15 protein-coding genes are annotated in these 25004 nt (G+C 44.8%); 8 read left to right on the top strand and 7 right to left on the bottom strand.

All coding sequences use genetic code 11. The annotated features are described in order from the left end of the window. Positions 1-106 precede the first annotated feature (106 nt). Complete coding sequence (locus AB4133_RS00245) at positions 107-1960, bottom strand: retron Ec67 family RNA-directed DNA polymerase/endonuclease (protein WP_372223752.1); 1854 nt, start codon at positions 1958-1960, stop codon at positions 107-109. Between the two features lie 523 nt (positions 1961-2483). Continuing rightward, positions 2484-5066, bottom strand: a complete 2583-nt coding sequence (locus AB4133_RS00240; protein WP_372223751.1) for a molybdopterin oxidoreductase family protein — start codon at positions 5064-5066, stop codon at positions 2484-2486. 472 nt (positions 5067-5538) lie between these two features. Between AB4133_RS00240 and nirB the strand changes: the two genes are divergently transcribed. From nirB to AB4133_RS00220, 4 genes are all read left to right on the top strand, one after another. Further along, positions 5539-8121, top strand: coding sequence for a nitrite reductase large subunit NirB (gene nirB / locus AB4133_RS00235; protein ID WP_372155171.1), 2583 nt, complete (start codon positions 5539-5541; stop codon positions 8119-8121). An 85-nt stretch (positions 8122-8206) separates the two neighbouring features. After that, on the top strand, positions 8207-8551 hold the full coding sequence (gene nirD / locus AB4133_RS00230) for a nitrite reductase small subunit NirD (RefSeq protein ID WP_012600889.1): 345 nt from the start codon (positions 8207-8209) through the stop codon (positions 8549-8551). Between the two features lie 143 nt (positions 8552-8694). After that, a complete protein-coding gene (locus tag AB4133_RS00225; RefSeq protein ID WP_017102036.1) occupies positions 8695-10164 on the top strand; it encodes a NarK family nitrate/nitrite MFS transporter in 1470 nt (489 codons plus the stop codon). 167 nt (positions 10165-10331) lie between these two features. Then, positions 10332-12122 (top strand): protein kinase domain-containing protein, encoded by a 1791-nt coding sequence (locus AB4133_RS00220; protein ID WP_372223750.1) that lies wholly within the window; start codon positions 10332-10334, stop codon positions 12120-12122. 50 nt (positions 12123-12172) lie between these two features. Here AB4133_RS00220 and cra read toward each other — a convergent pair whose 3' ends face one another. After that, entirely contained in the window at positions 12173-13177 is a 1005-nt protein-coding gene (cra, locus tag AB4133_RS00215) for a catabolite repressor/activator (protein ID WP_372148763.1), read from the bottom strand. 363 nt (positions 13178-13540) lie between these two features. On the opposite strand from cra, the gene fruB reads away from it, so the two are divergent. From fruB to fruA, 3 genes are read left to right on the top strand one after another with little or no spacing between them, the layout of a single operon-like run. Then, positions 13541-14674, top strand: a complete 1134-nt coding sequence (gene fruB, locus AB4133_RS00210; RefSeq protein ID WP_372223749.1) for a fused PTS fructose transporter subunit IIA/HPr protein — start codon at positions 13541-13543, stop codon at positions 14672-14674. 9 nt (positions 14675-14683) lie between these two features. Further along, a complete protein-coding gene (gene pfkB / locus AB4133_RS00205; RefSeq protein ID WP_065584602.1) occupies positions 14684-15661 on the top strand; it encodes a 1-phosphofructokinase in 978 nt (325 codons plus the stop codon). A 15-nt stretch (positions 15662-15676) separates the two neighbouring features. Continuing rightward, entirely contained in the window at positions 15677-17419 is a 1743-nt protein-coding gene (gene fruA, locus AB4133_RS00200; protein ID WP_017060872.1) for a PTS fructose transporter subunit IIBC, read from the top strand. Positions 17420-17584: 165 nt separating this feature from the next. On the opposite strand, the gene AB4133_RS00195 is transcribed toward fruA, so the two are convergent. The 3 genes from AB4133_RS00195 to yghU all read right to left on the bottom strand — a co-directional run bounded on the left by AB4133_RS00195 (position 17585) and on the right by yghU (position 23734). Next, positions 17585-17908 (bottom strand): DOPA 4,5-dioxygenase family protein, encoded by a 324-nt coding sequence (locus tag AB4133_RS00195; RefSeq protein ID WP_017060873.1) that lies wholly within the window; start codon positions 17906-17908, stop codon positions 17585-17587. Positions 17909-18112: 204 nt separating this feature from the next. Then, positions 18113-22600, bottom strand: coding sequence for an SslE/AcfD family lipoprotein zinc metalloprotease (locus tag AB4133_RS00190; protein WP_372223748.1), 4488 nt, complete (start codon positions 22598-22600; stop codon positions 18113-18115). Between the two features lie 276 nt (positions 22601-22876). After that, a complete protein-coding gene (yghU, locus tag AB4133_RS00185; RefSeq protein ID WP_102332906.1) occupies positions 22877-23734 on the bottom strand; it encodes a glutathione-dependent disulfide-bond oxidoreductase in 858 nt (285 codons plus the stop codon). Between the two features lie 284 nt (positions 23735-24018). Here yghU and AB4133_RS00180 point away from each other — a divergent pair, with 284 nt between their 5' ends. Next, a complete protein-coding gene (locus AB4133_RS00180) occupies positions 24019-24363 on the top strand; it encodes a YajD family HNH nuclease (RefSeq protein ID WP_017060876.1) in 345 nt (114 codons plus the stop codon). Positions 24364-24543: 180 nt separating this feature from the next. Here the strand turns inward: AB4133_RS00180 and AB4133_RS00175 are convergent, their stop codons facing one another. Beyond that, complete coding sequence (locus tag AB4133_RS00175; protein WP_017064770.1) at positions 24544-24924, bottom strand: hypothetical protein; 381 nt, start codon at positions 24922-24924, stop codon at positions 24544-24546. Between the last annotated feature and the right edge of the window lie 80 nt (positions 24925-25004).

The raw sequence follows: 25004 nt of genomic DNA, 5'->3' as shown, positions 1-25004 counted from the left end.
AACTCTATGCTGAGAGATGACGCCATGTGGGATGAAAACACTGCCAAAAATTAATCATTGACGCCATAGTCGTTTGTTAAGTGGCTATTCCGCATTTTGCAGAAAACTACCTCAGAGAGTCATAATGATTAATCACTTTTACAATAGAGTCTAAAAGAGGCTTTAACCCATTAAAATCTATTTTCGTTTTGTTTTCTTTGACTATATGTGTAGCAAATGCATCTTTGCTCAAATCACTTTTTGAGTCCCGATTCTTTACAGTGTTGAAACACTTACCATTTGGGTGTTTCATTAAACGCGTTTTATCATCAAAGAAATACTCTATATCTGTCTCTCCGCCATCTTTAGCTAACGGTGTAAAAACAACATATAGGTTTTTGATAACATGTATAAATTCAGACTTTCGAATATCCTCCTTCTTATCAAGAGTAGATGGAAACAATTCGATTTTTTTCTGAAAATTTTTTGACTTCAACAAATTCACTACTTGTTGAGGTCCTTCATCGTTATCTAAAAAAACAATAACTGGATGTTTAGGTGTTATGGCATCGTAGAGCTTCATGTTCTTTTCGAAGTTATCCACAAAACCTCGCAGGTAATCAGCCCCTCCGAATAACTCTAATAAAAAGCGGCTTCGCTTTGAGTACTCGACAAAACGTACTAAAAGCTCATACTTATCCCCTTTACGGTGCGCTAATTGAGGATAATCTTTACTTAACTCACTGATTGCAGACTTTAAATAAACATTATCTGTCTTACCTTCACATAAAATGGTAGGTTTCTCGTTTCCGCAAAAAAGTCGATAATATAAGAAACTACTAAAAGTTTTTTCTCGACCTGAAAGTATGACTTTAGTATTTTTCCCAACTTTCGCATGCGTGTAATCGGTACTTAAAGGTGTTTTTTGCCTCATCCGGTTATAGTGATCAACTTGATCAATAAAGTTTAACTGCCCTTCAAGCTCATTGAGGTTACCGTCAATTTCATTTCCATCTTTTATAGTTGTAAACTTACCTGTTTTAAACAGCTGATTACATTTCGCCCGTGCTAATCGCCAATATTCTTGTTTCACATTAGGTTTTTTATTTACTACCAGACCTGTGACATCTTGTCTGGAGTTCTTATATTGAATTCTAGTTTTACTAGAATTTATAGAAAACCCTGAACGTCTTATCTCACTCTTTAACAATCTACCCGGTACATAACCAATTTCATTTTGTCTCATTATTTGAGGAGGAAACTCAGATTTCCTAGTTGAAAATGTTATGTCGTCAGCGTACCTCGTATAAGTACATTTATATTTCTTGGCTAACGAGGCTAACCGTATATCTAGGGTATGTGAAATAAGATTAGTTATTACAGGAGAGCATGGGCTACCTTGAGGCAGTTTGTTATCAAAGCAGGCAATTTGAGCAATTACTGTTGCAATATGTGGGTTAAGATTGAAGTTAGCGTTTTTAATAAAAAAACCACGAACACGTCCAAAATTGAAACTATCAAAAAAACTTTCTAAATCAATGTTGAGGACGTTCTTTTTTCCGACATGCATCATAGCATTCGTTAGGATTGAACGCTCTCTTACAAAACCGTGAGATAACGAAGGTTGCTTTACTTGCGCATTGGGAATTTTTATCTTAAGAACTTCAGCAGCGTAATCTGGATCACCATTTTTTCTAAGTTTCGGTTTAGACCACTGTGAATCTGGATATTTTTCCGCATTAATTTCATCAATGCAGTCTAATAGTAATATTGACAGATTTTTTTGAAGGCTCTTAAGTTCCTCTGAAGGTGCATTTATAAGCCTTTCACCGCCTGATTTCTTCGGAATGGAAAACTGGTGATATTGGTTCTCTGGCTTGTTGATATATAAGCAGCGAGTAAGGAAAGCTGCATCAATACCCAATACTTTAGCAAATTCAGGTTTTGTTGATGCTGACTTTAGACGCTTTAATCTTGACATTGATTACCCCTAATTAGTGGCTTATGGGCACTCCTACGCACTATATATCCTATAAATACCTATATGATATACTATATAAGGCAATCCGAACGGACCATTTCTTCACTGATCGCGAAACGCGAACTAAAAATCTGCCCATAAGCCGAACGGCATTCTAGAGTGGTTATGAAACATAATCAATATAAAACTCCAGAAAAACTCAACTAGCCACTTAACAGCTATATTAGACAGAATAATTCTGCATTTTGTCCCCGAAACAATTCTGTCTAGTTTCCAAGACACACTACACTTAGTCCAATAACTCTCTTAATAACATAATCTTACCTACTTATCTTTGTATCAAACATGACGAAAAGCAGAAATTTCCCATATAGTTTCTGCAAAATACAGAAAACTCACCAATGTGTGAGTGAACCGCAGTTCAGGCTATGAAGGTTGTATCTTGGAAGTTGTATTCTCAAACAAAAACGCCGACGTAATTGTCGGCGCTTAACTCTTGGTATTAATAGGTTAGAGGTAGTAACTACTTCGCCATGGTACTCAAAAACTCGGCTTCGAACTCTTCATCGGCTTCTCGGGTTAAGCACTCCACCAGCCAGTCGATGCTTTGATGGTCTAGCTTACTGTTCACCACGAAGGCTTGCTTTACGCCAGACTGACCCAGCTTGGCAGAGCCGTAGTTCTTGAATGATTTATTGCCGTGGTAATGGAGTGATTTAATCGCTTCTGCGTCAGGTTCTGGCAAGGCATCGAGGGTATTAGCAAGCTGAATAACCAGCTCCATTGGGTTCTTAGAGGAAGATATTCGATACAGAAAACCGCCCTCTACTCTTTGGCGAACCCAATAATCAAAGCCGCTGCAATCCATCACCTTGTCACTGACCAGTGCGGCTTCGCTGTGATAGCCACACGGTTCAACCATCACTGGGGTATGTTTGAATTCTGGCTGACCTGATGCGGCATCGGTATGAGGCAAGATTAGTTCGCATGGTTTGCTGTCTTTGGCGGTGGGTGCGTTCCAGTGAATCGGCATGAAGACTTGTTCACGGCGCATCTCTTTGGTCACCACTAAGCGCGCTTGGCACTCCCCTTGTGCGCTGCGCACTTTCACCACTGGATTAATAGTGGCGTGGTTGAAAGCATCTAGCCCAAACTCATCCAAGTTCAGTTCTGAAACGGTATCTGGGTGCATCGCAACAAAAGGCTCAGGGGTATGCTCACCTAAACCTGCCGCCAAGCCTGTGCGGCTCATGGTGTGCCATTGGTCTCGGATTCGCCCTGTGTTCATGATAAGTGGGAATTCAAGGCTGGTATCGGCAATCGGTTTGTCGTGCTCAACTGCAATAAACTGCGCTTTGCCTGATTCGGTAAAGAACTCACCATTGGTGAACATGCGCTGTTCGATGATCTCAGGTTGATACTCAAGTACTGGCCATTGCTGTGGAGTGAGTTCGCCATAGCCTTTTTCATCCAGTTGCGTGAGTCCAATTAAGCACAAGTCACGCGCTTTACCTGTTTCATTGCCGAGCGCTGTCATCTCGCAATACTCTTTAAAGATCTCACCTTCGTGGCGGAACTCAAATTGCTCTTTGAATCCCATTTTTTGTGCGACTTCTTTTAGAATCCACCAATCGGGTTTGGCTTCCCCTGGGCTTGGTAATACACGGCGTTGGCGTGAGATTCGGCGTTCAGAGTTGGTCACGGTGCCCGATTTCTCGCTCCACCCTTGCGCGGGCAGCACCACATCGGCCAAGCGAGTGGTTTCAGTATCGGCAATACAATCAGACACCACCACAAATGGGCACTTCTCTAATGCCGCTTTGATCTTTTCACTGTCAGGCAGGCTCACAACTGGGTTGGTTGCCATAATCCACACCGCTTTGATTTTGCCTTCATTCATGGCATCAAACAGATCAATCGCTTTTAAACCCGCATGTGTGGCTAAGCTGTCGGTTTGCCAGAACTCGCTCACCGTTTGGTGTGATTGCGGATCACCAAATTCAAAGTGCGCCGCTAAAGTATTGGCTAACCCACCCACCTCTCGCCCGCCCATTGCATTCGGCTGACCTGTTACGGAGAATGGCCCCATACCCGGCTTGCCAATTTTCCCGGTGGCTAAATGGCAGTTAATAATCGCATTCACCTTGTCACACCCTTGTGTCGATTGGTTCACGCCTTGGGAGTAAATGGTTAGCACCTTCTCGTTCGATGCAAACAAACTGTAGAACTGTTTCAGCTGCTGCTCTGTTAACCCTGTGAGCTCAGGAACGCTTTTGTCGCCCCAGCCCGACTCTGTATAACGATATTGAGTCGCAGATCGAATCGATTCAGTAAAGCCTTGAGTGTGGTTTTCTATGTAGTCTGTATCTAGCTTGTCGTTATCATCGAGGTAACCCAATAAACCATTGAACAACGCGACGTCTGAGCCTGATTCCAATGCCAAGTGTATATCAGCAATTTCACAGGTGTCGGTATAACGCGGGTCGATGACGATGACTTTCAATGCAGGGTTGGCTTGTTTTGCGGCTCTTAATCTTTGGAAAAGTACCGGATGACACCATGCTAGGTTGGAACCTGTAATCACGACTAGATCGGCTTGCTCGAGATCTTCGTAGCATACCGGTACTGTGTCTGCGCCAAATGCTCGCTTATGCCCGACCACGGTTGAAGCCATACACAACCTAGAGTTACTGTCGATGTTGCCACTACCAATGAAGCCTTTCATCAGTTTATTGGCAACATAGTAGTCTTCGGTCAGCAGCTGCCCAGAAACATAGAACGCAACCGAATCGGCCCCAAATTCTTCGATGGTTTGATTGAATTTGTCTGCGACCAACTGAGTGGCACTGTTCCAGTCCAGCTCTTGTTTTTGCTCATTCTGAATATGAGCAGGCTGTGTAAGACGACCCAAAGGCGTGACGGTGTCGCCGAGCGCGATCCCTTTAGTACATAGCTTTCCATAGTTTGATGGATGATCTTTATCACCACGTACTTCTAGTTTTCCTAGCGATGTCGGTCTCGCTTCTATTCCACACCCTACACCACAATAAGCACAGGTCGATTTTATCCAGCCGCTGTTTGAATCGGTCATCCGTTTCTCGCTCAATTATCCATAATTGTAATAAGTGAAAACAAGCAAATAACACGCCACTTAATAACAGCTGATGCATAGCAAATAATTTCATTTAAAAACAACAACTTAATAAAAACACAAATATCATCAATGAACCAATTAGAACTTAACCAAGATAGAAACTTAATTTTTGCACCATCTTGCTGAAAGTTGCACCACAAACGCTCATTTATATAAATCTAACAAAAATTTTACATACCACTTTAGGGGTAATTGCGTGCTACCTCTATTTTTTAAACCACTGAAAATTATAAGTTAACTTTTATTTAAATGAACGAACCGTAATCTGGCATCCTCCTTGCTCCACTAAAAACCAAGACTTAGAAAAAACATTTTTGTTTTTCTTGATGATTATGAATTGAGTGGAATCTCAACCCGGTATTCATCTGCTAACGACTAGAAATTAGATGCTAGTGATGGTGACGCCGAGAATAAGGAATGGATTATGAGCAAGAAGAAAATCGTCGTTGTTGGTAACGGCATGGTTGGACACAAATTTATCGACAACATCCTGCAATCAGACAGTGATGAGTTTGATGTGATTACTTTCAGTGAAGAACCAAGGCTGGCCTACGACCGTGTTCAGCTAACGGCTTACTTTAATGGTAAAAGCGCTGATGACCTGTCATTGACCAGTGAAGAGTATTACCAAAGCAACGGCGTGAACTACTTGTTGAACCAGAAGGTTGCCAAGCTAGACACCGCCAATCAACAAGTCATCACTGAAAGTGGTCACGTTGAAAGTTACGACAAGCTAATCTTGGCGACGGGCTCTTTCCCTTTTGTTCCCCCTATTCCCGGTAACGACCAAGAACACTGTCACGTTTATCGCACCATCGAAGACTTAGACGCCATCGAGCTTTCAAGCAAAGTCAGCAAATCTGGCGTGGTGATTGGTGGTGGTCTGCTTGGCTTAGAAGCCGCAAACGCCGTCAAAAACCTTGGCTTAGAAACCCATGTGGTTGAATTTGCGCCTCGCCTGATGGCGGTTCAATTAGATGATGGTGGCGGTGCCCTACTGCGCAGAAAGATTGAAGACCTTGGTGTGCAAGTTCATACCGAGAAAGCGACGTCTGAAATAGTCGATGGCGAAAATGCTCGCTACCGCATGAACTTCGCCGATGGCACCCATTTAGAAACCGATATGATCGTATTCTCTGCGGGTATTCGCCCTCAAGATGAGTTAGCAAGAAGCTCTGATGTCGAAATTGGCGAGCGCGGCGGTATTGTCATCAACAACCACTGCCAAACCAATATCGAAAACGTCTACGCCATTGGTGAATGTGCCCTTTGGGATAACAAGATCTTCGGCTTAGTGGCGCCCGGTTATTCCATGGCGAAAGTCGCGGCTTCGCATATTGTCTCTGACGGAACGAGCGACGCTTCATTTACTGGTGCAGACATGAGCACCAAGCTCAAACTGCTTGGCGTCGATGTGGCCAGTATTGGTGAAGTACACGGCAAGACGGAAGGCGCTCAATCGTATACCTACAACGATGAAATTGAACAAGTTTATAAGCGCCTGATCATTTCGGCTGACGGCACAAAGATTGTCGGCGCAGTATTGGTCGGTGATGCAGAAGCCTACGGTTCGCTACTGCAAATCAAGCAAAATGATATGCCCCTTCCTGAAAACCCATCAGTGCTAATTTTACCTAACGTGGCCGATGATTCAGGTTCGGCAATGGGTGTTGAAGCTCTGCCTGATAGCGCTGTGATCTGTTCATGTTTTGATGTGACCAAAGGCGATATTAAAGAGGCCGTTTCAGCAGGCTGCACCACGATGGCTGCATTGAAAGAAACCACGAATGCTTCAACAGGTTGTGGCGGTTGTTCTGCCCTTGCTAAACAGGTTCTCGATAGCGAGCTAAGTAACCTAGGTGTGGAAGTCTCTAACGATATCTGTGAGCACTTTGCTTATTCTCGCCAAGAGCTTACCGACATCATTCGCGTCAACAAAATCAAGACCTTCGACGAGCTGTTAGATTCTCACGGCAACGGATTGGGCTGTACTGTGTGTAAACCGGCTGTCGGTTCGATTCTGGCTTCGTACTGGAACGATTACATCCTGGAAGATCAACATATCGAGCTGCAAGACACCAATGACATCTACCTTGGCAACATGCAAAAAGACGGCACTTACTCGGTAGTTCCGCGTATTGCTGGCGGTGAAATCACTCCAGATAAATTGATTGTTTTAGGCGAAGTCGCTAAAGAGTTCGACCTGTACACCAAAATCACGGGCGGTCAGCGTGTCGACTTGTTTGGCGCACAGCTTAACGAACTGCCTATCATCTGGAAAAAGCTGATTGATGCAGGTTTTGAAACGGGCCACGCCTACGGTAAATCGGTTCGTACCGTGAAATCTTGTGTCGGTAGCACTTGGTGTCGATACGGTGTCGACGACAGTGTTGGCTTAGCGATTCGACTTGAGAACCGCTACAAAGGCCTGCGTTCACCACACAAGATCAAGTTTGCGGTTTCAGGCTGTACTCGTGAATGTGCAGAAGCCCAATCGAAAGACATTGGTGTTATCGCCACCGACAAAGGTTGGAACCTCTACATCTGTGGTAACGGCGGTATGCGTCCTCGTCATGCAGACCTATTCGCCACTGATTTAGACGAAACCACACTCCTTAAATACATCGACCGCGTTTTGATGTTCTACACACGTACCGCAGACCGCTTACAGCGTACATCGGTATGGATGGAGAACCTCGAAGGCGGCATTGAATACCTCAAGCAAGTCGTGATTGAAGACAAGCTCAACGTAGCTGAAGAACTCGAAGCGGACATCGCACTCAACATCGAGAAGTACCAGTGTGAATGGAAAACCACCATTGAAAACCCTGAGAAGATGAAGCGCTTCCAGCACTACATCAACAGTGAAGAAATGGACACTAGCCTCTCTTTCATCAAAGAGCGAGAGCAGCGTTTTCCTAAGCCGAGCTTGAGTGATGCTTCGAATTCAAAACGCGATGAAAAGCTCGCTAAAGCAGACCAAATCGAAGTGACTGAGGTTTCATAAATTTCATCAGGTTCATCAGGTTCATCAGGTTCATCAGGTTCATCAATAAAAAAATAAAAACTCAATTTTAGACTAGGAGAAAGTCATGGAAAATTGGACAACCGTATGCAGCACCAGCGATCTAACCCCAAACGGGGGAATTTGCGCCAAAGTAGACGATAACCAAGTGGCTATTTTTTACTGCAAGCGCAGCGACACGCTTTATGGGCTCTCTAATTACGACCCTATCGGCAAGGCGAATGTGATGTCACGTGGTATAATTGGTTCATTAAGCGGAGAACCTTACGTGGCCTCACCCTTATACAAGCAGCATTACCACTTAGAAACTGGCGAATGTCTTGAACAGCCTGAGCTCAAGCTCGTGAAATTTGAAGTTCGCAAACAAGGAGAACAAGTTCAAGTTCTCGCACCACTTGCTATCGCCAGTTAACTAAACCGCCGACACCATCATGCAAACGCTTATTAGCGTGCGCAATTTCGGCACAGGGTTTATGCACATTAAAAGCGTTCTAAGTTCGGAAGTAACGCAGGTGCACAAACCGGGTAATTTTCCAGATTTAAAGGATTTAAACCATGGATAACACTAAATTTTCGCTGCTTTCATTTACGGGTAAGATGAAAACCTTACACCTAAGTTGGATGGCCTTTTTTATCACCTTTGTTGTGTGGTTCAACTTTGCCCCACTACTGCAAATGGTGAAAACCTCACTTGGTCTTTCTACTGAAGAGATCAAAACACTGCTTATTCTCAACGTTGCATTGACCATTCCGGCGCGTGTCGCCATTGGTATGTTAACCGACCGATACGGCCCAAGATTGGTCTACTCTTCGCTACTCGCGGTCTGTTCAATCCCTTGTTTTATGTTTGCTATGGCAGACTCTTTTATTCAAGCGGCGATTGCTCGTTTCCTATTAGGCTTCATCGGTGCAGGCTTCGTTGTCGGTATTCGTCTAGTGTCTGAGTGGTTCCCACACAACGAACTGGGTACTGCAGAAGGTATTTACGGCGGCTGGGGTAACTTCGGTTCAGCAGCAGCGGCGTTCACACTTCCAACTCTCGCTCTAGCGTTTGGTGGTGAAGACGGCTGGCGTTATGCGGTCGGTATTACCGGCGTAATGAGCTTAGCGTTCTCGTTTATCTTCTACAAAAACGTGTCAGATACACCAAAAGGTTCGACTTATTTCAAGCCTGCTCAAGTAACAGCAATGGAAGTGACATCAAAGGGTGACTTTTTCTTCCTACTTATTATGAAGATCCCTATGTATGCCGCTTTAGCGCTACTGACTTGGAAGCTATCACCAAGCAACATCAACATGTTGTCTGACATGGCGGTTTACTCTGTGTATGCAGGTTTAGCAGCACTTTACGTGTACGAAGTGTCGCAAGTTTGGAAAGTAAACAAGAACGTATTTAAAGAAGAAGTGCCTGAGATTCACCAGTACAAGTTCAAGCAAGTAGCGGTACTTAACGTATTGTACTTCGCAACATTTGGTTCTGAACTGGCTGTGGTTTCTATGCTGCCACTGTTCTTCTCTGAAACCTTTGAATTAACACCGGTTCTTGCTGGTATGGTTGCATCGGCTTATGCCTTTATGAACCTAATGTCTCGCCCAGGTGGTGGTTGGATTTCAGATAAATTCGGTCGTAAACCAACACTGCTTATTCTAACGATTGGTCTTGCTGTGGGTTACTTCGCAATGGGTCAAGTCGACAGCACATGGCCTGTATGGCTAGCGGTTGTTGCGGCGATGGCGTGTTCTTTCTTCGTGCAAGCGGGTGAAGGTGCGGTATTCGCAACGGTTCCTCTAATCAAGCGTCGTATGACAGGTCAAATTGCAGGTATGACGGGCGCTTACGGTAACGTGGGTGCAGTAGTTTACCTAACTGTGTTGTCATTCGTGAGCTACCAAACCTTCTTCTTAGTGATTGCTGCAACAGCGGTACTTGGCTTTGTGACTCTACTGTTCATGGAAGAGCCTAACGGTCAAATCGCCGAAGTAAACGACGATGGCAGTGTCACGCTGATTAATGTTTCAAGCTAGGTCTGTACTATGAAGCATTGATATTATTGAGTCGGGAGAAGCACCTTAGCGGATACATCAATGCTAGGTGCTTCGTTCAAAGGCTCTAAGTTCACTAGGGCTTTTGTTCTTCCTAGGATGTTCTGTCAAGGAAGCGGGAAGAAGAGCAGTTAAGAAGAAGACCAGTTATGACAATTTCATTCAGCCAAGGGCAAGTCATCACGCCAGAATCCAACAACCAGTTAACGCTTAAGTTTGGTGGTTATTCGAATCAAGGCGTACGAGATGAAAACCAAGATGCCATCATTGTAAAACACCCAAAAACTCGCGCAGAGCAAGAGTTGAAAGGCAGTGTTGCCTGCATAGCAGACGGCGCAAGTTGCAGTGAATACGGCCAGAAAGCCAGTCACACCAGCGTGATGCAGTTTATCGACGACTATTACGCAACTCCCCAAAGCTGGAGCATCCAACGTTCGGCGCAAAAGGTCTTAACGTCCCTCAATTCTTGGCTCTTCAACACGTCTGTTTCTAATATTCATCCCGCACAACAAGTGAACCACAATGCCCTCGTTTCGACGTTCAGCAGCGTGATACTCAAATCAAACACCGCGCATATCTTCCACGTGGGCGACAGCCGTATCTACTTACTAAGAGATGGAGAATTACGCCAACTGACCCGCGACCACACGCGTAAAAATATGGGACAGAAGCATTATCTAACACGCGCCTTAGGCATGGACAACCAACTCAACGTTGACTATCAAACCCTACCTATAAAGAAAAACGACTGCTTTATCCTGACATCTGATGGCGTGCACGAGTTTGTCTCTCCCAACACCTTCAAGGAACACATCGACAAACCCGGAGCGGATTTCGAATACGCGGCACAAACCATCTGTAACACGGCTTTAAGCCACAATAGCTCGGACAACGTGAGCTGCTTGATTGTGCAAGTCAGCCATCTGCCTAAACCTTCGCTGATTGAGTTCCATGAGAAGCTGGCTAAACGTGCTATCCCACCCGCTTTAAAGCTCGGGCAAAGTATCGACAACTTCATGGTACTTGAGGTGTTGTATGCAGGGTCAAGAAGCCATGTGTATCGTGTAATACAGAAAGATACACAAACCGAGTTCGTGCTGAAAGTCCCTTCCGTTCAATATCACGATAGCCCTTCGCAACTTCGAGCTTTCTTTAATGAACAATGGGCGGGGATCTTGCTGAAAAATAAGAGAGTAATGAAGGTTTACCCGACGCCAGAGAACTCGCAATTCTTATATCAAATCTGCGAATGGGTAGAAGGCATCACCCTAAGACAATGGATGTACGACAATCCAAAGCCGTCACTCAATGAAGTGCGCGACATACTAGAAAAAATCACACAAGGCATTCGAGTATTACAACGTGCAGACATGGTGCACCGAGACTTAAAACCGGAAAACATCATGATTCAACGTGATGGTGAGGTAAAAATCATCGACCTTGGTGCGGTGTTAGTGAGAGGCCTTGAAGAGGGAGAGCTCACCGACAAAGACGACACACCATTAGGCGCGGTCAATTACATAGCGCCAGAGACCATCAAGCACAACAGCGCGACCACCAGCTCAGATCTGTTCTCTATCGCTGTGATCGGCTATGAGATGCTAACCGGTGCATTGCCCTACTCTGAAATGACTGCCCAATCGCTTAAACAATCTCGCCACCATCAATGGGAATACCAACCCATAACTCAGAAACGAGCGGACTTACCAAGTTGGGTGGATTTAGTGTTACAAAAAGCCTGCGCGGAATCGCCAAGCGAACGTCATCAAGTGTTAGGGGATTTTGTGGCAGACCTTTACACACCAAACCAAAGCTTGGTGAAAAGCAAAGCCAAGCAACCTTTGATAAACCGAAACCCAATCCAGTTTTGGAAAGTGTTGGCTTTGTTGCTCGGCATTGTTGCCATTGTAGAAATGGGCTTATTACTGAGTTCGAGTTAATTACAGGTTCGAGCTAAACGCGAGGCTTCTAGCTAAGCGTAAAATTCGAGCTAGCCACGCTTTACTAAGCTTCTTGGTACTAACTCAATACCCGCTTGGTAACGTTTAGCAGACGCGTTCAAAGCAAGTGCAAAGGCGCTGTCTGCAATCACTTCGAATTGCTGTGGCAATGAATGGACTTTAAAAGGTAAGAAATCCAATAAACGGTTATCACCAAAGGTTGCCAGCTTTACTTGGCTGATCAGCTCTGGCTTTTCGACCATCACATCCAACACACCTTCTAGTAAGGTATAAGACATAGTGACAATCGCATCAGGTACTGTGCCTTTAGCAATCCACTCTTCAAAAATCTCACGCCCTGATTCTCGGTCAAAGTGCTCGCCATAACCGACAACCATCGGCTTGTTTTCGGTTAACCCTGTTTGTTGAGTATGTGCTTTATTCGCCGCTTCAAAACCCAACTGACGTTCACGTGAAATGTTCAGATCAGGCAGTGCACCAATCAAACCAACACTGTGAATACTGTCATCAAGGATTGAATGCGTCAGTTCAAACGCGGCTTCAAAGTCCTCACTGATCACGCAAGCAAAATGTTCATCGTCTAACGGACGGTCAATCGCGATTACGGGTGTGCCAGAGTTTTGCAGCTTCAAGTAAAACTCGTTAGCGTCTGGCATAGAGCTCGCCACCAGCAAAGCATCAATACGACGGCTCACCAACGCTTCCGCTACTTTGCGTTCAGTTTCGGCGTCATCATCAGAACAACCAATCAGGATTTGATAGCCCACTTTACGTGAGTTCTGCTCTATCAATTTTGCTAAACGCGCGTAACTGCTGTTTTCCAGGTCAGGAATAATCAAACCAAATGAACGGCTATTCCCAGCACGCAGCGACGAAGCAGCATGGTCTGGACGGTAGTTATACTGGTCGACAACCGCCATTACTTTCTGCTGAGTCTTCTCACTGATTCTGTATTTCTGCGCCTTTCCATTAATCACATAGCTGGCCGTGGTTTTCGACACACCGGCTAGTTTGGCAATCTCATCTAGTGTCATATGGGTGACCTGTATTTTGTGCGTAGGATCATATAACCAATCTTCTGATCCTTGGATTAGTTGAATTATATGCTGAATCGATTCAGTATGAAAGCTGAAAGGATTCAGCAAAATCTGAAAAGTGACTTCAATCATCCTTTTGAATGGATTGAGCGTCATTTGTCGTGATTCAGCTTCTTGTTGTTAACGAAACTGGAATTACGACACGCAGCAAAACTATTTTGAAAACCAAAATCGGCTTTGCTGAATTTTTTTACACTGAATGCTGAACCGATTCAGCAAGCATAAAGCAGCGGGCAAATATTGCTCTAGACTGAATCGTAGCGATACACAAATTCTCAAGCGATACGCTAAAGAGGCACCATGCTTAAATTATCAAAATCTGACATCACTCTAGGCCAAACTGCCGAAGACAAATTCAAAGCAATCCAAAACATTGCTGGCGACCTGACAGCTAAAGGTTTAGTTGACTCTGGTTACGTTGACGGAATGCTGAACCGTGAAAACCAGAACTCTACGTTCCTAGGTAACGGCATCGCGATTCCTCACGGAACGACGGATACTCGTGGCCTAGTAAAAGAGACAGGCGTTGCGGTACACCACTTCCCTGAAGGTATTGATTGGGCAGACGGCAACCGTGTTTACGTAGCAATTGGTATTGCAGCGAAATCTGACGAGCACTTAGGCATTCTTAAGCAACTAACAAAGGTTCTAGCGGCAGACGGTGTTGAAGAGAAATTAAAGCAAGCTAAATCAGAAGACGAAATCATCGCCCTACTTAACGGCGAAGTTCAGCTAGAAGCCGACCTAGACGCTTCTTTAGTTCAGCTACTGTTCCCTGCGAGCGACATGATTCAAATGTCTGCCGTTGCGGGTGGCCTACTTAAGAACACAGGTTGCACAGACAACGCATTCGTTGCTGACCTAGTAACAAAAACACCAACTCACCTAGGCCAAGGCCTGTGGTTGTTGGGCAGCGACAAAGGCGTAACACGCACTGGCGTATCTTTCGTTTCAACAGCGAACCATTGTGAATACGAAGGCACACCAGTGAAAGCATTAGTCGCATTCGCAGCTTGTAACAGCGCGCACCAATCTATTCTGGCAAACCTAAGCAAGATGGTTTTCGAAGGTAAACAGCAACAACTGTTAACAGCTGACGCAGCGCAAGTGATTGGCCTTCTGAAAGGTGAAGCGGTTTCTACAGCGTCTCAAGACGATGACAACTGCGCAGTATTCAAAATCAAAAACGCACACGGCCTGCACGCTCGTCCGGGCGCAATGCTAGTCGCTGAAGCGAAGAAGTTTGAATCAACAATCCGCGTGTCAAACCTAGATGGCGACGGAAAAGAAGTGAACGCGAAGAGCTTGATGAAAGTCATCGCTCTTGGCGTTAAACACGGCCACCAGCTTCAGTTTGTTGCTGAAGGTGAAGACGCAGCACAAGCACTTGAATCGATTGGCAAAGCTATCGCTTCAGGCCTTGGCGAAGGTTAAGGAGTCGATATGTCTGATAAACAAATCAAAGCCGTTACTGTAACGCTTAACCCTGCTCTAGACCTGACAGGTGCTATCGACGCACTTAACGTGGGTTCAGTGAGCCTAGTAAACAAAGGCTCTTTGCACGCAGCGGGCAAAGGCGTAAACGTCGCAAAAGTTCTTTCAGAGCTTGGCGCGAAAGTGACCGTAACAGGTTTCCTTGGTCGCAATAACGAAGAAGCGTTCTGCCAACTGTTTGAACAGATGGGCGCAGCTGACCGCTTCATCCGTGTTGATGGCGCAACTCGCATTAACGTGAAATTGGTAGAGAATTCAGGCCAAGTAAGCGACATCAACTTCCCAGGTGTTCCTGTTGACGCTGACGCGATTAAAGCGTTCGAAGAAACCCTATTAGAACTTGCTGAAACGCACGATTACTTCGTCATTGCTGGCAGCTTGCCACAAGGCATCTCTCCTGAGCTTTGCGCTTCTTGGGTTCAACGCTTACACGATTTAGGTAAGAAGGTTCTATTTGATAGCAGCCGTGACGCACTTAAAGCCGGTATCAATGCACAACCATGGTTAATCAAACCAAACGATGAAGAGCTGTCTCAGCTGTTCAATGCAGAGCTGACAACTCGTGACCAATGCCAACACGCGGGCCAAGCCCTAAATGAAAAAGGTATTGAGAACATCGTGGTGTCACTTGGCGCAGAAGGCGTGATGTGGCTTAACCAAGGTGAATGGTTACATGCTCAACCGCCGCGTATGCAAGTAGTGAGCACAGTAGGCGCAGGCGACACCTTAGTTGCTGGCCTATGTTGGGGTCACATGCAACAGATGCCGAAACCAGAACTTATTAAATTCGCAACCGCCCTATCTGCTCTAGCAGTTTCACAGGTAGGCGTGGGCATCACCAGCCAACAAGAGCTGGATTCAGTACTACAAAATATCCAATTACAGTCGCTTAGTGCTCCAACTAGCCAGTTAGACACAAGCAAATAGGACAAAAGGTTTATTATGAATATTACCATTATCACAGCTTGCCCTAGTGGCGTAGCAAACAGCATCATCGCAGCAGGCTTGTTAGAGCAAGCGACAAAAGCACTGGGTTGGAACGCCGCTATTGAATGTCAATCAAGCGTGTTACCTGATTCAACTGTATCGCAAGACGCTATCGACAGCAGCGACGTTGTAGTTATCGCAACTAACAAAAATGTTGATAAAGCACGTTTTGTTGGTAAGAAAGTGTACCAAGCGGCTATCTCTGAATGCACTGCAGATGCAAAAGCGTTTCTAGAGAAAGCGGTAGCAGAAGCAACGGTATTAGACGCTTCTCAAGCTGAAAGCACTGTTGAAGTGACCGGTACGTCACCTGCTACAGGTAGCAAAAAAATCGTAGCGATTACCGCTTGCCCAACTGGTGTTGCACACACCTTTATGGCAGCTGAAGCGCTTGAAGCAGAAGGCAAACGCCTAGGTCACCAAATCAAAGTGGAAACTCGCGGCTCTGTAGGTGCGAAAAACCAACTGACAGACCAAGAAATCGCAGACGCTGATCTAGTTATCATCGCAGCAGACATCGACGTTCCTCTGGATCGTTTTAACGGCAAAGCGCTGTACAAAACTACAACAAGCCCTGCTTTGAAGAAAACAAAGCAAGAGATGGAAAAAGCATTCGCAGAAGCTAAACCATACCAACACACAGCGTCTTCAAATTCAGCGCCTGCTGACGAGAAGAAAGGCGTATACAAGCACCTGATGACAGGTGTATCTCACATGCTTCCTGTGGTTGTTGCGGGTGGTTTGATCATCGCACTCTCTTTCGTATTCGGTATCGAAGCGTTTAAAGAAGAAGGCACACTGGCAGCAGCACTGATGACTATCGGTGGTGGTTCTGCATTCGCACTGATGATTCCTGTTCTTGCTGGTTTCATTGCATTCTCGATTGCCGACCGTCCGGGTCTGGCTCCAGGTCTAATTGGCGGTATGCTGGCTAGCTCAACGGGCGCAGGTTTCCTAGGTGGTATCGCGGCAGGTTTCATTGCAGGTTACTCTGCAAAACTCATTGCCGACAAGGTTCAACTTCCACAGTCAATGGAAGCCCTCAAGCCTATCCTGATCATTCCGTTTATCGCGAGTTTGTTCACTGGTCTTGTGATGGTTTACATCGTGGGTGGCCCTGTATCTGGCGTGATGAGCGCAATGACGACTTTCCTAAACAACATGGGAACGTCTAACGCGATTCTTCTGGGTGTGATTCTAGGCGCAATGATGTGTTTCGACCTTGGTGGCCCGGTAAACAAAGCGGCTTACACGTTTGGTGTTGGTCTACTGGCTTCGCAAACTTACGCACCAATGGCAGCAATCATGGCAGCAGGTATGGTTCCAGCTCTAGGTATGGGCCTTGCGACTTTCCTAGTGAAAGACAAGTTTGAAGCAGGCGAGCGTGAAGCAGGTAAAGCATCATTCGTTCTTGGCCTATGTTTCATCTCTGAAGGTGCAATCCCATTCGCAGCGAAAGATCCAATGCGTGTTATCCCAGCTTGTATGGCAGGTGGTGCACTAACAGGTGCTCTATCAATGATGTTTGGTGCACAGCTAATGGCTCCACACGGCGGTCTATTCGTACTACTGATTCCTGGCGCTATCTCTCCAGTACTTATGTACCTAGTAGCGATTGCAGCAGGTACGCTAGTAACAGGCTTTGGCTACGCAGCACTTAAAAAGATGAGCGGCTCTAAAGTAACGGCAGAGGCTTAATCCCCCTACTCTGGTTAACGGTTCAGCCCGATAACCAGAGGCTCTTGATAACCGGTTTCTTGGTAAAATGGCTCCTTAAAACAAAGGCTCCTCATTTGAGGAGCCTTTTTATTGTTCATGTATTTTCCGGTCGGAATGAGTTAAGTGCAATATTGGTATATTTGATTAGCTAGTAAGCGTTTCTTCAAAGACACCCAATTCACGACCAAGCCAGATCGCTCGTACTGTGTGATCCAAAGTTTCTTCACCGCCAGTTACAGGGTGAATAAGCACCGACATATCACCGCGTTCTTGCTCAAGCCATTCAACAATGCCCGACTCTTTGTTCGCAAAGTGAATCTCAAACATTGGCATCTTATGTGGACCAACCAAACGCTGTATTAATGGGAAAACCTCTAATACATCTTTACGTTCCGCTAAAATTTTCTGACGCAGTGTTTCTGCTTGCTCTGCAAATCGCAGAGGGAAATAGATATGACCGTGGTACATGGCACCATCCTTTAGAATTATGATGCGAACAGTTTAACCTGCTTTCTCTAGCAAGGACAGTCAACCAATGGCAGCCGAAGTATTAAACATCATGTAGAAGACTGATCTAGCTGAAATTTCTAGAGCATTCCAACAAAAACGCCACACGTAGTTTCAGTGTGGCGTTTGTTTTTAAGCTATAAAATGCTTTAGCAATAATTAGCGTTAGTAAATTGAATCAACATTCAAAGGACTGTTGTTTGGTTTCTCTAGTTTTAATTGTTCAACCGCACTAAGACCTTTAGAGCTAATTCCGCCACTATAAGACTTCGTGCCATCAGCATTAGTCATGGACGTTTCGCCCACGTTCCAAACTTCAAAGAAGTCACTTAAGTCATAGTTTGAAACATAAGAAGCGCACACCATCATTAGGTCTCCACCAGAAAGCCCAGTCTCGCTAGCACTACAATAGTTCGTATTCGAGTCGCCTTCTCTATCACCTCGAGCTTTACGGTGCATAAGTTTGAACATGTTCCAGCCTTCATCTTCACCATACACATCAGATTGGCTTGCGCCGCGTGTATACCAATCATCAATTGCAAAGTTCGATTTTGCCCAGATTTTTAGCTGACCAAACATAACTAATCGTAAACCTGCATCACCATGTGACCACGCATGTTCATTATTAAGCTCTAGCCATTTAGGTGCTTTCTTAATATCCGATTTAATACGATCCATTTCAGGGTTTGCATTGCGCCCCTCTAACTCCTGCATATACAACGCAAGAAGGTTATTGGTCACTTCTGTACTACCAGCCGCAAGGAAAGGAGCTGATGCTAAGTTGTGACCAACTTCATGCCACAACAACCAATCGTTCACAGGGTTGGTTGGAATGTATGTCCGATTTGCGTTAAAGCTTGAATTCATCACTGGGTAGCCAGAGTGAGCAGCGCCAATCGAAATCTGCACGTCATTCACAAAACGATGGCGGAACGCATTCAGTTCTGGATAAGTGAACCTACGGTGTAAACCAGTGCTTTGTTTCTCATCACGCCCGTAGAAGTCACTTGCCGCTTCAGCGAATCGATTCATATCTGTTGCGAATTGGTTCAAATCAGCGGATTCTAGATTCCTGATTGGTGTAGTGTAAATAAATGAACCCGTATCGATTTCTGCAATTGGTGCGTCTGCCGATTGAATAGTGTTAATCCACTGTCCCTCTTTCCACCAAGCCGCTTTTAACGCGCCATCAATGCTAAACGAGACTTCACCAAGCTCTTTTACTTTCGGTTGAATGTAAATAAGGCCACCATATGGAACCTTGAAAGTTAAGCTCGAACCATTGTAGTCAAAGCTGGTTTGCATACGTGGAGGGCGTTTCAAACTCGTTTCGTGATTCGGCTTACCTGTAAGATCATCCGCGATCATCACAGTAATCGTAGCTGCCACGCCATCTTGAATGGTTACTTCTTGTAATTGAGGTGCCCACAGACCTGTCGATTGATTGTTTCCTGCCGAATACGTCACCGCTTTACCGTTGGTCTGAACCATTACCGTACTTGACGAAGATGCCCCCGAAGTTCGACCCGGATACATTGTGGTATCAACAACGATTTCATGATCCCAGAATGAGCGCCCCAACATAATACGAGTCAGAGGTTTCTCCATGTAATTTAATGGATAGCTAGGATTCAACTGCCCAGATAACTCACCTTCGCCATGAATCATTCCATTAGCGACTAACGACGCTTTTAGGTCAACAGGACACTGTGCATCCATTGTGTCTGTTTGATGTAAGTCTTCGGTATAACAGTTAAGGAACTGAACAGCTTGCTTGAACCCCAACTCATCTTGTATGTCTGTTTCAAAACGGTATGCGTTGTCATTCCACATCCAAACAGACAGGTTATCAAACGCTTGATTCAATTCGCTGTTAGACAGACGCTTACCTTGAGTACCTTTTGTTCTATAGTAAATTTCATGCTCATAAAGCGCCGTAAAGTTAGTTCCCAAGTTCGCCGCTTTAACCATGCTACCAACAACAGCTTCACTTACTTCATAGCGATCAAAGTCTGCGCGATGATAAGCACCACGAACAGTAACACCGTCTCCAGAACGAGTCTCTATACAGTTAAATTCGTATTCATACTCGTTCTTACAAAGCTCAGTGCTAACGAATGCCGACTGCAGTTCTTTGATTGCCGCTTCACGCTCTTCTGCCGATTCAACAAAGATACGTGCGGATTTTGTCTCCATGACTGGTACGCCAGACTCATCAAGCACTGGTTTCCCTTCAGCGTCTAACTTAGTAACCTCATAAGTCGGGATTTCAAACTTGATTTTGGATTCATCTTTGATCCACTCAACCGTACCATCTTGATTTACCGTGAATGGAGGTTCTCCTTGGTTATCTTGAAAACGCTCAAGAACCACCATTTCCTTTTCGCTCTTCACGTGAAGATTTGGATACGGCGCTTGGCAATAATAAGAGCTACCGCAGAAAGCTTGGTTTGTCGGCGTAACGTTTTCACCACCTAGTGAAACACCAGCGGCATCCGCCAAGCGTCCAATAGGTTCAGGGTTTGTCGTTTGAATCGCATCCATAAACAAGATATTGCCACCGTTATTAACATAGTTGATAAGAGCGGTAATATCGTCTTGGCTTAAGTTCGGGTTATCCAAGTCAGCAACAAACTGGTTAGTCATACCATCTTGAACCAACTTAGGGGGATATGCCTGAAGGATCAAAATCGGCGTAGTGCTCATATCCAAACCATCAAAGTCACCTGAACCACGCTTTTCTACTGATGCAAAACCATACTGAGGACTAACAAAAAACGTGTACTGCTTACCCATTGTGGAGTGGTGATAAGCCGAATAAGCTTGGTCAATATTGGTGACTGCATTCATCCCTGCAATAGGCAGACCATTATTGAACCACTCAAACAAGTTCGAGAAAAACAAGCTCATGCTGCCTTGGTCATCATGCAGTAGGTTTTCGAACTTCGAAACAGTGCACTGTTGTTTGTTGCTATCGATATGCAATGTTCGATTGGCCCAATAATTTTCAGGGCATGACAGAATACTTGGATATAAGCCATTACCCATGAACACGACTTTACCTTTGCCTATCTCGCCTGCTGTAACGAATGGAAAACCATAAGTCGCGTTGTCTTCAGAGACTAAAGGAATCGGAGGCATCGAGATACTTGGGTGTTGTGCGATGTAAGGCTTACCTTCACGAGTCCAAGCCTGTTGCTCACCAAAATAAAGCTGACGGTTTTTATCAGTTCTTGGCATCATCACAGGGAATGCTCTGTTCGATATGTTCAGAGCTCGCATACCACGGGTATACCCCGTCGCACCGTAAAAACTACCATTGTCATTGAAAACATGGAATGTGGTGACGTTGTGGAAGATTTGCTGCAGAGACTCCGTAACATACTGACCAGAATCCATAGATAAAACGGCAGGTTGACGAACATAATCCATAAACTGAGGCGTTTGGCGCAGCTGCTCATCAATGACTGCCGTTAACCCTTGGCTAAACTGACCAACAAACTCATTAGGAAGTTCAAAGTCTGTACCCTCTATTAATCCCCCATTTGGCAGAGTTAGGTTGATCAGTTCATTTATAACGTTAGGGTACTTTGAAAAGGTACCTTGGACTTCTTCAGATATCTCATAATGACTTACATGATCAAGCGCATAGCGCTCTAGTAATGACTGGATATTCGCTTTCTCAACCACATTATTGGTCACATCAGACAATTTATAAGCAACCTGATTACCCGTAATGGAGCCAAACTCAAACGTATCAATACCAAAAACGATTCTGTCGCCCCACAGGTACTCAAAGACTCCCTCTTCATCCGTCACGCCCGTCGCGTTAGCCGAAAAGAAACTGATCCCAGAAATCGGCGTACCATTAGCGTCTGTAAGCTTACTGCGAGTTAACACCTTACCTTCAACACTTGGCTTATAAGCATAGGTAGACTCCGCGTCTGCAGAAACAAAACCAGCGTTAAGGTTATTGTCCGCATTAGGGTCAACCGCAGGAACAACAGTTGTGTCTACGTGTGAACTAGGAGCCTTACCTACTTCATCTGTAGACTCCTCTTCTTTCGATGAAAAGTACGCATCGACAGCATCTTGATCATCAAGCTGCGAGAACACATCCTCAATATCAAAAGCATCCAGCTCTTTTAGACAGATAGCACTTTCAGTCTCACAAACATCAATTGATTCGAGTACCTTGGTAACGTTGTCTCCATGTAATTCTGTCAACTCAAATGCCGCATGAAGCGCATCATTTGAAATCGTGCTTTCTGTGACTTCGGGGAAAGGAGCCGTGAAATCACCTAAAGTAAGGTGACCCAAGGTACAACTAAAACTCACGCCTTGTTTTACACTGAACGTTCCGTTTTCAAGATGAATGCCGTCACAGTACACATCTCCAGAAACAAACGCCCCGCTCGACAACAGTGAACCGATGTAAGTTGTTGGGGGAATAATATCTGTTGGTGGAATAATGTCAGTCGGCGGAAGAATATCCGTTGGTGGAACAATATCTGTCGGTGGAACAATATCCGTTGGTGGAATAATGTCTGTTGGAGGAACCGTATCAGGGCCGTCACTATAGCTTAGTGAATCGTGATTACACCCGGAAAGAGCCGTGGATATGATAGCCAACGCAATTAAGTTTTTTTTCATTGAGCGAAGTTAGTCGTAATTTAAAGTGGACCGTTATCTTATAGATTTACTCCACCTCGATGACTATTGTTTTTTGTCTTAACCACAAAGACCATTACTCATAAGCGATTGAATAAGAAAAACAAAATGATAATTGAGACTCTCATTCCAATTACAAAACCTCTCCCTACCTTAAAACGGAAAAACGCCATATCTCGATTGAGATATGGCGTTTCAATTAGCCATTAACATTAAGACCGATAGGGTATATCTGCCAAAAACACGTTCAAAAAAGAACTAAGGCTTAAGCTTTAAAACTCGGTCAATGTCTTCTGCAGAATGGCGCTCTGGTACTTGCTCCCACTCTTCGCCAAATGAACGATTAACCACTCGGCCGCGTTGAAAACCTTCACGCGCTTCTAGCTGCTTCGCCCAGCGCACAACGTTGGTGTAAGACTCAACTTGTAGAAATTCGGCTGCGTCGTAAATTTTGCCAAGTACTAAGTTACCGTACCAAGGCCAAATCGCGATATCTGCAATAGACAGCTCTTCACCCGCAACGAAAGTGCTGTTAGCAAGTTGCTTGTCTAACACATCTAGTTGACGCTTAGCTTCCATTGCGAAGCGGTTAATTGGGTACTCTTGCTTTTCATCCGCGTAAGCGTAGAAGTGACCAAAACCACCACCTAGGAATGGCGCAGAACCTTGTGCCCAGAACAACCAGTTAATGGTTTGTGTTCTTGCTGCCCCTTTTTTTGGTAAGAAGTGACCAAATTTTTCTGCTAGATGCATCAAGATAGATGCCGATTCGAATACATTCACGTCTTCGTCACCAGACTTGTCGACAAGTGCTGGTATTTTGGAGTTTGGATTCACGCCAACAAAGCCAGAAGAGAACTGATCAGCCTCACCAATGTTGATCAAGTACGCATCATATTCAGCTTCTTTAACACCCGCCGCTAACAACTCTTCCAGCAAGATAGTGACTTTTTGACCGTTAGGTGTGCCAAGAGAATACAATTGAAAAGCATGGTCACCAACAGGAAGCTCTTTATCAAAGCGAGCTCCAGATTCAGGACTATTGATGTTTGCCCACTTGTTACCACCAGCAGTATCGTTAACCCAAACTTTTGGCGGAGTGTATTGTTCTGACATGATATTTCCTTATTAATATAGGGTCTCACAAACTGATATTAGGTCACATGCCTGCGGTTAAAACCCCTGAATACGATTTATTTTCAAACTGTTAAGCATGGCTTATTCCAGAAAGACATAACCCGCTTAAGCGTTAGTGTGTAGAAGGTAAGTCTGTATTCAAACTTCAATCTAATATCGATAAGTCCACTGCATCATTTAGCAATGATTTTACGAACGACATACCGACAGCTTCAAGAAAGCTGTGATAAAATCGGGATATTACAATTGATAAGGATTTGGCAATGTCTTCTGATTTCACAGGTTCGAGTGCAGCGTATGCTCGCCAAGAGAAAGGCTACCGCGAAAAAGCACTAAAACTGTACCCTTGGGTTTGTGGTAAATGTGCGCGCGAATTTGTTTACTCAAACCTCCGAGAGCTTACCGTTCACCACGTGGATCACGACCATACAAACAACCCTGAAGATGGCAGCAACTGGGAGCTACTGTGCCTGTACTGTCACGATCATGAGCATTCAAAATACACTGACCATGAGCGTTATGGTGTGGATGCAAAAGCGAGTTTAGATGATCATCAGTCAGCGACACACAACCCGTTCGCCGATCTCGCTAAGATGATGAAGAAATAACACACCTTCAGAGTAGTCTTTGGTAGATGGTAACTGCTAGATAATAGATACATAACAAGTAACCCCAGTATGTCACCATACTGGGGTTTCTTTTATCTGCCGTCATAACCAAATAATAGAGTTCAGGTAGGCAGGATCAAAAAAGCCTTCCGAAGAAGGCTTTTTAAGAATCAAATCGAATTATGCTGCCGCTTGCTTGCGAGACTCTTCTACCTTCTTAGCGCGTTGTTTTAGCGTCAATTTATCGCGGTATGCAAACCAAACGTAAGACACAACCACTAAGAAGAACAGGTATGACAATGAGAAAATGAACGGCGATTGAATGATATCGTTCGAGATACCCCAAGAAACACCGATAACAGTCACTGCAATTTTCGCAAAAAAGCCACACATCAATAGCACTAATGCCAACTGTGGGAAACGCGTACTGCGGAATGCAAGCCAGTAGCAACTACCAACTGCTAGAGCCGCAACATAGAAGCCGAATAGGAAAGAGTGAATATGGTCAGCTGCCGCTACACCACCAGAAATTGACATCAATAAAATTAAAAACAGTTTCATAATACTCGCCTCACCATAAGTTGGAAACGCATCCTTTCAAATTTGGAATCTCAGTTTGCATACTATTTTCCCACTTTTTA

Source organism: Vibrio sp. 10N.286.52.F8 (assembly GCF_041468745.1).
Classification (GTDB): domain Bacteria; phylum Pseudomonadota; class Gammaproteobacteria; order Enterobacterales; family Vibrionaceae; genus Vibrio; species Vibrio crassostreae_C.
Note: the sequence above shows the minus strand (reverse complement) of the source record. Positions and strands in the feature narration are given on the sequence as shown.